This window comes from Microcoleus sp. N9_A2 (assembly GCF_036701775.1).
In the GTDB taxonomy this organism is placed as follows: Bacteria; Cyanobacteriota; Cyanobacteriia; order Cyanobacteriales; family Microcoleaceae; genus Microcoleus.
Genome location: NZ_JAUBRH010000009.1, coordinates 168,119 through 180,721, shown reverse-complemented (window position 1 = coordinate 180,721; position 12,603 = coordinate 168,119). Strand labels below are relative to the sequence as shown.

Annotated in this window: 13 protein-coding genes and 1 other RNA gene; 8 read left to right on the top strand and 6 right to left on the bottom strand. The window is 46.2% G+C overall.

The window, feature by feature from the left end:
• Nucleotides 1-186: 186 nt before the first annotated feature.
• Together QUA44_RS08365 and egtC are read right to left on the bottom strand one after the other, a co-directional pair.
• On the bottom strand, nt 187-1,494 hold the full coding sequence (locus tag QUA44_RS08365) for an ergothioneine biosynthesis protein EgtB (protein ID WP_333249858.1): 1,308 nt from the start codon (nt 1,492-1,494) through the stop codon (nt 187-189).
• Nucleotides 1,466-2,254: an ergothioneine biosynthesis protein EgtC gene (gene egtC / locus QUA44_RS08360; protein WP_333249856.1), complete on the bottom strand. Its 789-nt coding sequence runs from the start codon at nt 2,252-2,254 to the stop codon at nt 1,466-1,468. The genes QUA44_RS08365 and egtC overlap by 29 nt, the downstream gene beginning before the upstream one ends.
• Nucleotides 2,255-2,423: 169 nt before the next feature.
• On the opposite strand from egtC, the gene QUA44_RS08355 reads away from it, so the two are divergent.
• From QUA44_RS08355 to QUA44_RS08345, 3 genes are all read left to right on the top strand, one after another.
• A complete protein-coding gene (locus QUA44_RS08355) occupies nt 2,424-2,642 on the top strand; it encodes a hypothetical protein (protein ID WP_333249855.1) in 219 nt (72 codons plus the stop codon).
• A gap of 974 nt (nt 2,643-3,616) precedes the next feature.
• Nucleotides 3,617-3,904 carry an RNA recognition motif domain-containing protein gene (locus QUA44_RS08350; protein WP_015179076.1) on the top strand — a complete coding sequence of 96 codons (288 nt, stop codon included), beginning with the start codon at nt 3,617-3,619 and terminating at the stop codon, nt 3,902-3,904.
• A 147-nt stretch (nt 3,905-4,051) separates the two neighbouring features.
• Nucleotides 4,052-4,858: a DUF1838 domain-containing protein gene (locus QUA44_RS08345; protein WP_333249853.1), complete on the top strand. Its 807-nt coding sequence runs from the start codon at nt 4,052-4,054 to the stop codon at nt 4,856-4,858.
• Nucleotides 4,859-5,254: 396 nt separating this feature from the next.
• Here QUA44_RS08345 and QUA44_RS08340 read toward each other — a convergent pair whose 3' ends face one another.
• The gene (locus tag QUA44_RS08340; RefSeq protein ID WP_333249851.1) at nt 5,255-6,289 is read right to left on the bottom strand and encodes a VOC family protein; all 1,035 of its coding nucleotides are present in this window, start codon (nt 6,287-6,289) and stop codon (nt 5,255-5,257) included.
• A gap of 415 nt (nt 6,290-6,704) precedes the next feature.
• Nucleotides 6,705-7,151: a hypothetical protein gene (locus tag QUA44_RS08335; protein ID WP_333249850.1), complete on the bottom strand. Its 447-nt coding sequence runs from the start codon at nt 7,149-7,151 to the stop codon at nt 6,705-6,707.
• Between the two features lie 105 nt (nt 7,152-7,256).
• Between QUA44_RS08335 and QUA44_RS08330 the strand changes: the two genes are divergently transcribed.
• Nucleotides 7,257-7,436, top strand: a complete 180-nt coding sequence (locus tag QUA44_RS08330) for a hypothetical protein (RefSeq protein WP_333249848.1) — start codon at nt 7,257-7,259, stop codon at nt 7,434-7,436.
• Between the two features lie 179 nt (nt 7,437-7,615).
• On the opposite strand, the gene QUA44_RS08325 is transcribed toward QUA44_RS08330, so the two are convergent.
• The gene (locus tag QUA44_RS08325) at nt 7,616-10,102 is read right to left on the bottom strand and encodes a putative PEP-binding protein (RefSeq protein ID WP_333249846.1); all 2,487 of its coding nucleotides are present in this window, start codon (nt 10,100-10,102) and stop codon (nt 7,616-7,618) included.
• A gap of 72 nt (nt 10,103-10,174) precedes the next feature.
• Between QUA44_RS08325 and QUA44_RS08320 the strand changes: the two genes are divergently transcribed.
• The gene (locus tag QUA44_RS08320; protein WP_333249845.1) at nt 10,175-10,861 is read left to right on the top strand and encodes a ComF family protein; all 687 of its coding nucleotides are present in this window, start codon (nt 10,175-10,177) and stop codon (nt 10,859-10,861) included.
• Nucleotides 10,862-11,044: 183 nt separating this feature from the next.
• On the opposite strand, the gene QUA44_RS08315 is transcribed toward QUA44_RS08320, so the two are convergent.
• On the bottom strand, nt 11,045-11,626 hold the full coding sequence (locus tag QUA44_RS08315) for a 2'-5' RNA ligase family protein (RefSeq protein WP_333249843.1): 582 nt from the start codon (nt 11,624-11,626) through the stop codon (nt 11,045-11,047).
• Nucleotides 11,627-11,746: 120 nt separating this feature from the next.
• Here QUA44_RS08315 and QUA44_RS08310 point away from each other — a divergent pair, with 120 nt between their 5' ends.
• From QUA44_RS08310 to QUA44_RS08300, 3 genes are all read left to right on the top strand, one after another.
• A complete protein-coding gene (locus QUA44_RS08310) occupies nt 11,747-12,013 on the top strand; it encodes a YciI family protein (protein ID WP_006632991.1) in 267 nt (88 codons plus the stop codon).
• A 23-nt stretch (nt 12,014-12,036) separates the two neighbouring features.
• Nucleotides 12,037-12,133: signal recognition particle sRNA small type (ffs, locus tag QUA44_RS08305), an RNA gene on the top strand.
• 23 nt (nt 12,134-12,156) lie between these two features.
• Entirely contained in the window at nt 12,157-12,537 is a 381-nt protein-coding gene (locus tag QUA44_RS08300; RefSeq protein WP_333249841.1) for a phasin-related domain-containing protein, read from the top strand.
• Nucleotides 12,538-12,603: the final 66 nt, after the last annotated feature.

Sequence of the window (12,603 nt, the reverse complement as noted above, 5' to 3'; positions counted from 1 at the left end):
CCTCATTCTCTCCTAGCGCGGTGGCTCTAGTTCTTCTTTTGCCACCGTTCTCATCTTTGGTTAGTCTAAACTACAGTAACATAAGCTTTATAATGCAAGTATTAAGGAATTTATTCATCGGAAAAGTCCGATGAATAAATTCGTGACTGTGAACAAATTTGATGGTAATTATAATTACCTAGCAAACTACTTAGCGCAGCGAAAACCAGCAATAATTTGCCGCACGCCCGGATAGTACCAATTCCGAAAGGTCGATCGCAGTGCCTGCGGAAAAGTCGCCCAACTCCCCCCTTTCAAAACCCGGTGTTCTCCATCAAAATAAACTTGAGAATATCCCATGTAAGGATAACTTTTAAATCCCGGATAGGCGTCAAAGGTTGAAGCAGTCCACTCCCAAACATTGCCCAACATATCGCAGCAGCCGATCGCACTTGCTCCTTTGGGAAAGGCATCAACTGGCGAGGTATTGGCAATATTATTGCCGTGATTGCACAGGCTGCCGTTTGGCGGTTCTTCTCCCCAAGGATAGATGCGATATGTTTGATTTGTGGCATCCCAACTCGCAGCTTTTTCCCATTCGGCTTCCGATGGCAAACGCTTACCGATAAAGTTGCAGTAAGCTTCGGCTTCGTACCAACTGACACCGCAAACTGGATGATTGTTGAAAGCTGGATTTTCTGACCAATAAAGCGGTTGAGAGACGGCTTCGCCTTGCAGCCATTTCCAGCCGTCCGCTGACCACCAATCAGGGTTTTGATAGCCGCCGGATTCCATGAAATCTCGGTATTGACGGCAAGTGACGGGATAGCGATCGATCGAGTATGCTTCTAAATAACACAGGTGGCGCGATCGCTCGTTATCCAAAGCCTCAGCAGCATCGCTTCCCATGTAAAATTCCCCGCCCGGAATTTCAATCGCCGGGGAATCGGTAATTGGTAATTGGTAATCGGCAATTAATCTTCCCTCTTTCTTCTTCTTTGTATCCGTTACGTCCCTTAAATCCGTTAAATCCGTTACCAAATGCGTTGCCGAACTTTCTTCTTCCTTCTCCTGCTGCATTTGCAACACGAAAGCAACTGTTTCGCAGTGCTGGCTTTCGTGCTGAAGAATAAACCGCCAGAGACGTTCTTGCTCGTCGATTGGCGCTATTTCCAAATAATCTAACACCTTTTTTCTCACCGCGTCCAGATATAATTCAACTTCAGGTAACGTCGGCAGAAAAACCCGTTGTTTTTTCGGCAAAATATCAGCAGCAAACAGTTGGTGATACTCAAGAAAGACTGGCTTCAACCCAGCACACCGCTGCAACAGCCACAAATCCTCAGTATAAGCAATGTGACCTAAGTGCCAGCCAACTGGACTGAAATCAGGATGAGCTTGGCGGCAAAAAGTATCGTAGTCTATATCTGCAAATAGCTTGAAAGTGCCGCGGCGACACTGCTGCAAATCGCGATAAATAGCCTCTCTACAAGATTGGATAGATTTCGATATCACGCTCTACTCCGGTACTGATAATGCTCTGGACTGGACACTCGTGCCAATTGCCAGCAAATAAAGGTTCAGAAGCAATGATGACGGAATCCGGGAAACTTAAATCGTCTCGCAGCCAATAGAGGGAAGGAGGGGCTTTTTGGGAAGCAAAACGAGAGGCAACAAGCTGGTGTCCGTCGCTGATAATTATATTAGCTGAAAATTCTACTTGGTGAAAGTTTGCTAGCTCTGCCAAAGTTTTCAGCGTGTTTTGCAAAGCAGCTTCTAGAGTCAGATTGCCGGCTGTCAATTCATTGAGAAACAAGCCGAAGATATGCTCTGAATCTGTAGTGCCGTTAATTGATTGATAAAGCGTATCGCTGAGCCGATCGCGAATTGGTCTGTAAAGAGTTTGCCGAAAATTCTTCACGAAGCCGTTGTGTACGAACAGCAGGCGATCGTTCTGAAACGGCTGACAGTTGCTCAAATCTACAGCTTGTCCTGAAGTTGCACTGCGAACGTATCCGATCGCGCATCCAGATTCAACGTATCGACTGATACTCGGAAGGTTAATGTCGCTCCAAATTGGCTGTACATTTTTATAGGTAAACGGGTCAGTATCTAGGTGTGGGTGATACCAACCAAGACCAAAACCGTCAGCATTGAGTACGCCAGAAGTCATTTCGCGGGGCTCGTAACTCTGCACAATTAGGGAATGTTCCGGCTTGTACAGAATAGCATCGAGTAAAATCGGCTCCCCGAGGTAGCCAAGCAAACGGCACATAAAATTTTTAGAGCAAACAGATTAGCATTGTAGGCCATTAACCGAGAAATTGCCCGATCGCGCATCTTGTACCAGGGCCGGAAACAGGGTTTCTTGTAAGTCACTCCCAGCATCGCAGTACAAACGGTACAGTTAAAGTAGAACCCCAGCAGCACAAGGAGACTCTTGAATGTTCCTCGACGAACTCATCCCAATGGCCAAAGAATTGATCCAACAGCCGATCGCCTTCGCGGGCGGATTTTTATCTGGCCTGCTTCGACTCAACCTTCACGAAGATCCCGTTAAAAGCTGGATCGACGAGCAAGCTGGTTCAACTTCCTACACTACTCCCCCAGCCGAACCCACCAACGGTAAAAGCACGGGGCCTCAGTCAATCTCGATCGACTAAGGAAAAACAGTAACATCCTCCCAACGCCAAACTGATTACAGTTATGGCGTGGGCTTCCAAACTTCACAGTTTGGCTTTTCGCGTTTTTCCCTTACGGGATTTCCACACTGGGGTAGATTGAATTGCTCAGTCCCCGCTAGAAAGTCTGCACAGACACAAGCGATTCCCGCAGAGCCTTTCTCAGATAGATGAAGTACAATAACAGCAGTGTGTAAACCAGTTCCAAATATTGTGCTGAGAAAGTTGACGGAATGCAAACTCGATCGCTTTTCCTAATTATTGATAATTTGTTGTGTTGATAAAACTGAAAATATATTTAAGTTTTGACCATAAATTCTCAGGTTTGTGATAAATCGGGCGAAGGGGGCGACAATTATATTACTTTCGCCCCTTTTTTTTGATTAGTTTCTTTACTTGTTTTCTCTATTTATCTGACTATTTTCCATCACTACCAAAGCATTTTTTATAATTTATGTACGTTGCCGGAGCATAAAATCTTCAAATGTAATTGTATCATGTTCCTTCTTAAATTAACTTATATTAGAACTTTATGAACCCTTATATAGCAATCCTTGCAGGAGTCGTAAATTTTTTAGCCCACCCCAACCCGGACCTTAGCCGCTCGCTCGGGAGTAAGAAATTCACAAATGATTTAGGAATGCTATACCTTGTTAGTCGCTTTGTTTCCGAAGATGCTTGGTGATTCGTCGCCCACCTATCACTGATCTGATTAAAATCAAGTATTGTTCAGGGGTGGGGTTCCTCGCCGCCCCAAAACTCATATCCTCACTCGCCCTGCGGATGAGTGAGGATATGAGTTTTGATTAAACTAACTATTGCAGCCAGTACCAAGGGTTGGTGAGTGCGGCAAATCCTTTTAGTCAGAGTCGATCGCCCAGTTGTATGCTAGATAGCACTTGACAGTTAAATTAAAAGGTTATTATGTATACCACAACAAGTTCAGTTCGATCGACATGACTATCTACATTGGAAATCTGTCTTACCGCGCCACCGAAGAAGACCTGAAAGCAGTATTTGCAGAATACGGCACAGTCAAGCGAGTTGTCTTGCCTACCGACAGGGAAACTGGTCGGATGCGCGGTTTTGCATTTGTTGAGATGATGGAGGATGCCCAAGAAGACGCTGCAATTGCCGAATTAGACGGTGCAGAGTGGATGGGACGCCCCTTGCGAGTGAACAAAGCTAAACCGAAAGAAGAGGGAAATCGAGGCGCAGGTATCAAGAGAAACGACGGATATTAGTCCGCGATGCGGCGGTTGACATCCTCTCGAAACCCACCTGATGCACCAGTGCGCCAGTAGCGCCGAATTGCAAGCAGCCGTTGATTTTGGGGATGAAATGTCAAATCCGCTGCACAAGAACATTGATTATTTACAGGAGCCTGCGGTATGGTTTTATTACAAGAATTTGATGCCAAAGAATGGGTGAAAACGCGCAGTTCCCTAGACGGTGAAGCAACATTTCTCACCTGGAACGGTTATATTTACTCTTTTGTTCCCAACGAACCGAAAAAGCGCTTGTTCAAAATACTTGGCATGAGTGCAAGCAGGTGTATTGCTGACGGCGAGGGCGGCTGGAAATTCACCTCGCGAGAACTAACTTACTATCTCGACCCCAACAGCGGAAAAATTCTCCACCAATGGGAGAACCCTTGGACAGGAGAAACCATAACGGTTGCTCACGTTGCTAACAACCCCGTCCAAGGTAATTTTAAAGGAATTTTCCCGGCTAAAGTAGAGCCTGAAATTACGACTTTTGTCTTTGACTTATTTCCCAACTATCCTAATCCTTTAGCTGAGGATGCCAGATTTGTTGATTACAGTCCAAATCCCATTTATCAAGCAGCGGAATTATTTAAGCTGACAGTGCCCACAGCAGAATTATTAAATCCCGAACTTGTCTCAGTTTCTCAAGTAATCCTGAGTTGGGATAGAATCGGGCCGTGGCTGGCATGGATGAAAATGGGAAATCGACCCGGTAACATGATTTACAGTGCGACGGGTTCCAAAGTCAAGAGTTGGACAGAATTACCTCAATTGCTGCAAGATGAAATTAAAACTCGCATTCCTTTGTATAAAGATGCGCCGAAATCGCAATTAGATGTGGAAGATATGACTTCTTGGATTTATTTTAAACAGAACTTTGATGCTTATCTCGCGGGGGAAAGATTCCCTCTGCCAGCACCGGAAGCATAAGCTCATAATAGATGAATGCCCTCAATCAGTTCGCGATCACATGGCGACCCATGCGAAACCGGGTTTTTTACTGAATCTGCGGGCCCAAACGCGTGTTTTCGTCCATCTTTCCCCGGTTTCGAGCAGTCGGAGTGCGATCGCGAACTGTCAATGTAGGGTGCGCGCACCAGCACATTACCGCATCATATCAAATCCGGTAGCATTGGAATTAATATTACTTACAGCCAGGACACGGCACTTCCGTGTCCCTACAATTAATCTGGCCTAGGGCATAGGGAAACGGCACGTGCAGTCTCCTCTATATCATAAGGAGTGTAACCGGAACTGATATCAGTCAAATTAATTTGTAGTGAAGAATGCAGGTCTTCTGATTTTTATTAAGACTTGCATTCTTCACTACAAACCTGATTCTATCAATGTCCAAAAATATCCGTCAGGTGCAATGAAGGAAAAACTTTGTTCCCCAAATTCATTAGCGACTATTTCTGTGATTTTTTGTGCATTGCTGGCTTTGACTCGCTGAAAATATTCTGCAATACTAGACACTCGATATGTGTACAGCGACATTCCCAAACATCCGGGATTGGCGCGCTCAAATCGATCGCCTAGTGCGATCGAACTCGGGAACCTCAGAATATACAGTCTACCCGATCGCGCGGCCTGAAAATCTGTTTTCGACGATCGGGGGTCATCAAAAGCTGTCACCACAAATCCTTCCCCAGACTGAAGCTCAAAAATCTCCCTTCCGGCGAGGGAAGACTCAAAGGTAGTTTCTACATCGTCGCGCGCCCGAATCAACCCCAGAACTTCTTCATAAAATAGCAGCGTTTCTTTGCTGTCATCTTGAATTACCATTCCCATGTGGGTAATTTGACTGGTTTTGAAAAAAGCATTTTCATTGATTTTCCCGTAATTAGGCAAACCATAATTGAATCTTTGAAAAAAAACTTGCCGACTCAAAGGCTGCAAAAGCATCATCTCACGCACTCCGACAGCCGCCTCAACAAAAGGACGCGGTTTTCGCTCTTTGTTGTAAATAATCTCCCAGTGCGGGGATGTATATTTTACCGACAAATTGGCAGATGCAGCATCTTCGGCATGGTTGAGGATATTCAACAAATCAGCAGTTAAAGTAGTTGCCCAACGGTTGCCTTTCACCTTCATTGACGACATTTTCAAACCATCGTTTGTAGGTTTTTCCCAAATCATCAAGCGAATTAATCCGTGATCCGCATCTTGGTGATAGAGTCGAATCGAGCGCACTTTTGAACTAACTCCATATAATTCGCGAGCCTCGGATGCCGATAATTCTGCGATTTGACCGATCCGATATCCAAATTGCTCCCAATATTGCAGTTGTGGAATCGCATCGGCTACGCCAATACACACTTCGTAAATGCCTGCGATGGAAAGGGGCTGCACTTGATTCATACTTTTTGAAACATAATTTACGCACTTTTACATCGGAGTGTTTGCTGTGATATCTCTAAGCGAGATATCTATAGGCAAAGCTTTGCAGGGTGTTCCAAGCGAGATATATAGGCAAAGCTTTGCAAAATGCTCGCACTCCTAAAAAAACGCTTTTTACCAAACCGGGATGCTTCCGATACATCGCTGCTCAAACCAAGATTTATTAGCAATAGTCCGGACAGCTTTTATATGGACCAATGGCTTATTCTGTAGGACTTTGAGCCACTGTGGATAATTAAATCAATGTCAGATCCACCCCGCTCGTTGCATTTAATTGGACTTTATTTATGATCCTTGCGCCGCGTAAGCTTGTAGTCTCGTTCCAAAAACTGTCCGGAGTATTGATTAGAATAAACCGGGTTGATGAGGGTGAGTCTTAGAAAGAGTAAACTCGCCCTTTTTCATCAATATAAACTGAGCGGTCTTGCGTAGTGCGAGGATCTGATCTGGTGATGCGAATCGTCACAATGTTTGTCTGCGAGTCAACGTTATAGTCGTATTTCAAAGTTGCGGTTCCTCCTGTGGTATTAATCGGAATATTGGCAATGTCGCCGGTGCGATTGCTGATACGAACAATGATGTTTTTGCTGGTTCCCACGGGTAAGGATGACAAGCTGGCACCTGATTGACCGTATTCTAGGTTTAATCCAGTTTCATTTAACAGTCTGAGGGTAATGTTGCGAGTATTGTCAACCTGCGCTTGAGGTTGCCAGAATCCTGGTTTTGTCCCGCCGTCAGTTGCAGGTTGAGATAATGCTGGGTGAGGATGCAGACAGCCGAGGGCGGCAAGTATTGCTGCGGTTGCAATAATTTTAGATTTCACGGTTTGTACCTCCGGGTCAAGAATTGGTGATATTTCTATCCTAGCTTTAAAATCGAATGTTAGTGGAAGGAAGTTCGGCAACGGATTATGTAACGGATGTAACGGATGTCAGGAAGAAGCAAGTTCGGCAACGGATTATGTAACGGATGTAACGGATGTCAGGAAGAAGGAAGTTCCGCAACGGATTCGCTCCACGGATGTAACGGATGTCAGGAAGAAGGAAGAAGAAAGAAGGAAGAAGGAAGAATCAATAAAAGGAATAAAAGCAAGGGTTTGAGAAATTAAGAATTTCCTAACCGTCAGGGCGGTTGCTATATCTACTCAGAAACTGGCCTTCTGTAGTTGTTAATATTCCTGGACGCACGGGTTGTCTAGAAATCCGATTTCTGAGCGGGTGGCTGCTTGCCAAAGCTATGATTTAGAGTAGAAACCGGATTTCTGGGGTCAAGTGCGTCCGGGAGTGGTTAATTGTTAATTATCGATCGAGCGAGTTCTAGGAGTAGGCGCTGTTCGGCGCGGACGATCGCCCTGGAAGTCTGTTCTGCAGCATCGACATTGACCGAAATAGACGAAATTCCCCACCGCACGAAGGATTCCACTGTATCGGGATACAATGCGGGAGCGTCGCCGCAGATTGAGCACGGAATGCCGGCGGCCCGGGCCTGTTTGATTAATTGTTCGATCGCCCTCATCACTGCTCGATCGCGCCCGTTGAAAGCACCTGCTACCAGGTCGGAGTTGCGGTTAATTCCTAACAGCAATTGGGTTAAATCGTTAGTGCCGATAGAAATTCCTTGAACTCCAGCTTTTACGTAATCTGGCAATAAAAATAACACTGAAGGAACTTCCGCCATAATCCACAATTGAAATTCGGATGAGCGGTTTTTCCAAATTGTTTCTAAGCGCTGGCGGCAGTAGATAAACTCCTCAACCGAGCGCACGAAAGGCAAAATTAAATTAACATTGGTATGGCCTGACTCGCAGACTTTTTGAAGTACGCAGAGTTCCCAATCAAATAATTCTGGTTCAAAGGTATAACTGAAACTGCCATGGGCGCCTGACTCGCGTAAATCGAGAGAGCGATAAAATATTGGTCGCGGCGAAACGGCCGCAGCAAATAAGCTGAGGCAATCCGCCATGCGATCGACAAATTCCGATTGGCGACCGTCTTGTAGCCAAACTTTGGGGTTTTGACAGTCCAAAGCTTCTAATGCCATTAATTCCGATCGCAGCAATCCGATGCCGTCTATTGGCAGATTTTTGAGGCGGTCGATCGAACTTGTTTGGCTGACATTAACTAGCAGTTGAGTCGCCGTTGGTGGGCCCCAAACATATTGAGTAGACTCAGATTGTCGAGATTTAGACCCGGAATTGGACGATCGATCTGAGGTTGAAGATTGGTGCTTGGCTATTGACATTTTGGCTGCTGTACTGTATAATCCTTCCTTTTTTGCGGTGTCCCGAAGTCGGCTGCTGTCTCCTATCTCGATCGCATCGTGTTGGGCGAGGGCAAAAACTTCTCCGCTATCGCCGTCTACCAACACCGAATCGCCCGAGGCGATCACCCGCGTGGCCCCGGTCACTCCCACAACGGCGGGAATTCCCAATTCTCTCGCTAAAATGGCGCCGTGGCCTGTCATACCTCCTTGTTCCGCAACCACCCCAGCAGCAACCTTCAGCCAAGGTAGCCAATTCGGATCGATTGTCCGGGCTACTAAAATGCCTCCGGCTAAGAATTCCGCGTTTTCTGGGTGGGAATTACTCATAACTTGGGCAATTGCTTCGGCTTTTCCTGATGCTGCTGCCACACCTCTGAGTATGGCAGGAGTTCGGGCTGGGGCGATCGAGTTTGGCTGCGGGAGGGCGATCAAATTTTCCTCTAGTGGCGCGACTTTTTCCCCTTTCACAAGACGAACTTGAGTGAAATAAAACTGCGGTTCGCCACTGTTTGCTGTCTGGTTTAGCGTCCACTCCAAAATTAAATCTGAGTCAAATTCTGCGATCGCTTTTTTACTCAATTCAATGATTTCTTGCAGTTGCCATTCCTCTAAAACGTATTCTGTTTGTGCTTCCTCTCCCAGCGCTAAAACTTGCACGCAACAGTCAGCAAAATCAGGAATTATAAATGGAGAATCGGGAATTTGGAAAGCAGAAAACTTGCCCAGCAGCAGTTTGTTTTTCGGTTCACCATCGCCGACTTTGAGATTGTAGGCTAATGTTTTGTAACCGATACGCTGGAATTTAACCGCCGTTGTTTCTGGCTGCACTTGATAGTAATCAGGGATGGTTTCTCCCCTAGCGAGGGACAATCCCAAACCGCTGGTGGCTTGGATTTCCCACTGTTCACCCGCCTTTGTTTTCACCTCGCCCGCGGCGATCGCTTCTTGAAGTGGCTGCACCAAAACTGCGGGATTGATTTGCTGTACCCGCAGGCCGCACCGCTGCCAGTAAAATAGACTTCGGGCTCTGAACATTTCTGCCCAAGCTCGTTTGAGTCCGGCCCCAATGGCTTCGGGTTCTGCCCGTACTGCCTGAGATTCCAGAATGCCGACTGTTTTCGGGTTCCAGGAAGTCAGGGAAGGGCGAAAAATTAAGGCTGTGGAGTTGAAGTTTGACTGTGAGTTGAGTTGAAAAACAGCAGACTCTAGGGTGGAGAGCAGTGAATCTGGCAGTTTGCCTGCGAGGATTTGGTGGCGGATGCTGCGGGCGATCGATTGCAGTTGTCTGGGTTCATCGACATTCAAGTGCAGGGAAGAGTGTGGCCAGTCAGCAAACAGCGGTTCTAGGCAGTCGATCGACTCTAAAAACTGCCAAAATATTGTAGCCGGTACGACAAAACCCGGTACAACGGGATGATTTTTCTGGAGCAAATAGCTCAAGTAAAATGCTTTTTCTCCTACTGCATCTCGGTCTGAAGGTTGAATTTTGTCTAGCCAGTAGAGGTTTTTCACGCTGCGAGCCTGTCCGTGGAAACAGATTGAATTTGATAGTTTTTCCCATTAATCACTTACCACAATTCTAGGATGAACAAGCGAAAATGGACGGGATTAGTCAAATCTTTTCTCAATCTATTTCTTAAGTCTAACTGTCCTCTTTGTCAGCGACCTGCCGCCACAGAGTTTTGTCCGTACTGTCACAAGCAACTTCAGCGATGTCAGTTAACCGATCCTGGTCGATTTTGGCATTCAGAGCAGCGTGTTTTTGTGTGGGGTGAGTACGGCGGGGCTCTCAAACGGGCGATCGCAGCTTTGAAATATGACGGCAATCCGCAATTAGCCAAACCTCTCGGTGGCTGGCTGGCCGAAGCTTGGTTGAGTTTTCCCGAATTAGCTATAGACAATTTAACAGTTGTACCGATTCCCCTGCACCAAGAAAAGCTCAAGGAGCGCGGTTTTAACCAGGCGGAACTTTTGGCTGAAAGTTTTTGCGAGTTGACTGGTTTGCCTTTGCAGCGGCACGGTTTGCAGCGGGTGAAAAATACTCAGGCTTTATTCGCTCTGACGCCACAGCAGCGACAAGCGGAAATGAAAAATGCTTTAAGTTTGGGGAAAGATTTTCGTCGTCGGCGCCCGCGCGATCGAGTGCTGTTAGTTGATGATATTTACACTAGCGGTACTACGGTTAAGTCGGCCATTAAAATATTGGAAGACTCGGGAATTTCGGTTTATGGAACTGTGGCACTTGCAACTCCTAATAAGATTAATCGGTAAGCTGTGAATGCCTTTAAATTTAAACAGGTTTTTAGTGAGCAATTAAATCCTCGCTAGAAACCTGTAAGAGTTGTTTTACCGGCTCAGATATTTATCAGGATTTGCTAACAAGATTTTTTTGGGAAAACGAACCGCGAAGACGCGAAGGACATGAAGAAAGAGAAGAAAGAGAAGGGAGAGTGTTCAGGATGGATTTAGGATTGTTGGAGGCTCGGCTGCAAGTGGGAATTGGTTGCTGATGTTCCAACGGCTGCCGTCGTGAAGCAGTAAAGTTAACGCGGAAGCGGTAAACTCAAAGTTGAGCGATCGCCCTGCAAATTCCAACCAAGCCGTTTGAAAATTCTCCTTAGTTAAATCGCGAAAGGCTACTGTCATGTGCGGTACAAATGGGCGAGTCTGAGAAACTAGATCGACTATTCCCAAAGTTGCCTCGATATAACTCATCAAATTTTTGTGAATCTCCAGCAATTCGGGCGATTTGACAACATCAGCGTAAATGACGCGGGGCGCGAAAGCAGCAAAACCAGATAGAGTAACGGGAATGGGCAGCCGATTTGCAGAAAACTCCTTCAAACTTTCCTCTAATGTTGGAACATCCTCCGCTAACGAGTGAAAAGGAGGTTGCAGCGTGATGTGCGGCGGCGAATTCAAAGCACCGCGGCTGTTGTAGTGTTCCGCAAAATACAGTTGAATCTCAGTAATGTGCTGTTCAATATCGAGAGGTGGCACTAAGGCAATAAAAAATCGCTGTTTTGACTGGTTCATGGGATAACATCGCAGTTAAGAAAGGATGGTGCAAAATGGAATATAGAGCATTTGCCCTAGATCCCATTGCTGATCACCCATTCCCAATCTAAAATATAAAATCTAAAATCCCAAATAAAAATGCCTTGGTTTGTCAAAATTGAGCAAGGAATTGTCGAAAAGCCTGTCTTTGACCAATACGTGCCAGCTCACAGAGCTTATGTCCGAGAGTTGATTTCTAAAGGACACCGAGCGAAAACTGGCTACTGGGGGCGGCGGGGCGGCGGTATGTTGCTGTTTGAGGCGGGTTCGATGGATGAGGCGAAGGCGATCGTCGCTGAAGACCCGCTGGTGAAGAACGGTTGCGTTATTTATGAAATTTATCACTGGTGTGTGGTTGAAGAATAAATAACTGTGTTATACTCATAAATGAACTGGATCCACGCGATTCCAACGCCCAAATCTTGTCAGGACCGGAAGGTAGCAGCAACACGGGATGCTTGTAATAGGCGTGGTCTCCGGTTCACCCAGTTTTATGAGGTGTAGCTCCTATGCCTGGTTTCGGAGATATTTTACAGAAAGCAGTTTACCTTGGTGTCGGGCTAGCTTCCTACGCTGGTGAAAAAGCTGGCAGCAAGTTAACTGAATTACGCACTGAAGCCCAAAAGCTGGCAGACGAATTAGTCAAGCGTGGCGAGATGTCAACGGAAGAAGCTCGCCGCTTTGTTGATGACATGGTGCAACAGGCTCAGCAGCAGCCCCCTGTAGAATCGGCTGGCGACAAAAAACCGGCTGAACCTCGACGGATTGAAATTATTTCTGAGGAAGAAGATGTCTCGGCAAAAGATGCTAAAGAGACAGGCGGCGTAGACAAGCTCCGCGAACAGGTGCAGAATTTACAAGAGGAATTGCGGCGGCTGAAGCGAGATTAAACTCAAAAAAGCTCGCTCAGCAAAGCATAAAGGGAACTCAGGATAATACTCTTGAGTTCCCTTTTT

Bases quoted from the DNA above. Each gene is read 5' to 3' on its own strand.
- QUA44_RS08330 (WP_333249848.1), top strand. From the start codon at position 7,257: ATGTCAGGAAGAAGCAAGTTCGGCAACGGATTATGTAACGGATGTAAC.
- QUA44_RS08310 (WP_006632991.1), top strand. From the start codon at position 11,747: ATGCCTTGGTTTGTCAAAATTGAGCAAGGAATTGTCGAAAAGCCTGTC.
- QUA44_RS08315 (WP_333249843.1), bottom strand. From the start codon at position 11,626: ATGAACCAGTCAAAACAGCGATTTTTTATTGCCTTAGTGCCACCTCTC.
- QUA44_RS08345 (WP_333249853.1), top strand. From the start codon at position 4,052: ATGGTTTTATTACAAGAATTTGATGCCAAAGAATGGGTGAAAACGCGC.
- QUA44_RS08320 (WP_333249845.1), top strand. From the start codon at position 10,175: ATGAACAAGCGAAAATGGACGGGATTAGTCAAATCTTTTCTCAATCTA.
- egtC (WP_333249856.1), bottom strand. From the start codon at position 2,254: ATGTGCCGTTTGCTTGGCTACCTCGGGGAGCCGATTTTACTCGATGCT.
- QUA44_RS08300 (WP_333249841.1), top strand. From the start codon at position 12,157: ATGCCTGGTTTCGGAGATATTTTACAGAAAGCAGTTTACCTTGGTGTC.
- QUA44_RS08355 (WP_333249855.1), top strand. From the start codon at position 2,424: ATGTTCCTCGACGAACTCATCCCAATGGCCAAAGAATTGATCCAACAG.
- QUA44_RS08340 (WP_333249851.1), bottom strand. From the start codon at position 6,289: ATGAATCAAGTGCAGCCCCTTTCCATCGCAGGCATTTACGAAGTGTGT.
- QUA44_RS08350 (WP_015179076.1), top strand. From the start codon at position 3,617: ATGACTATCTACATTGGAAATCTGTCTTACCGCGCCACCGAAGAAGAC.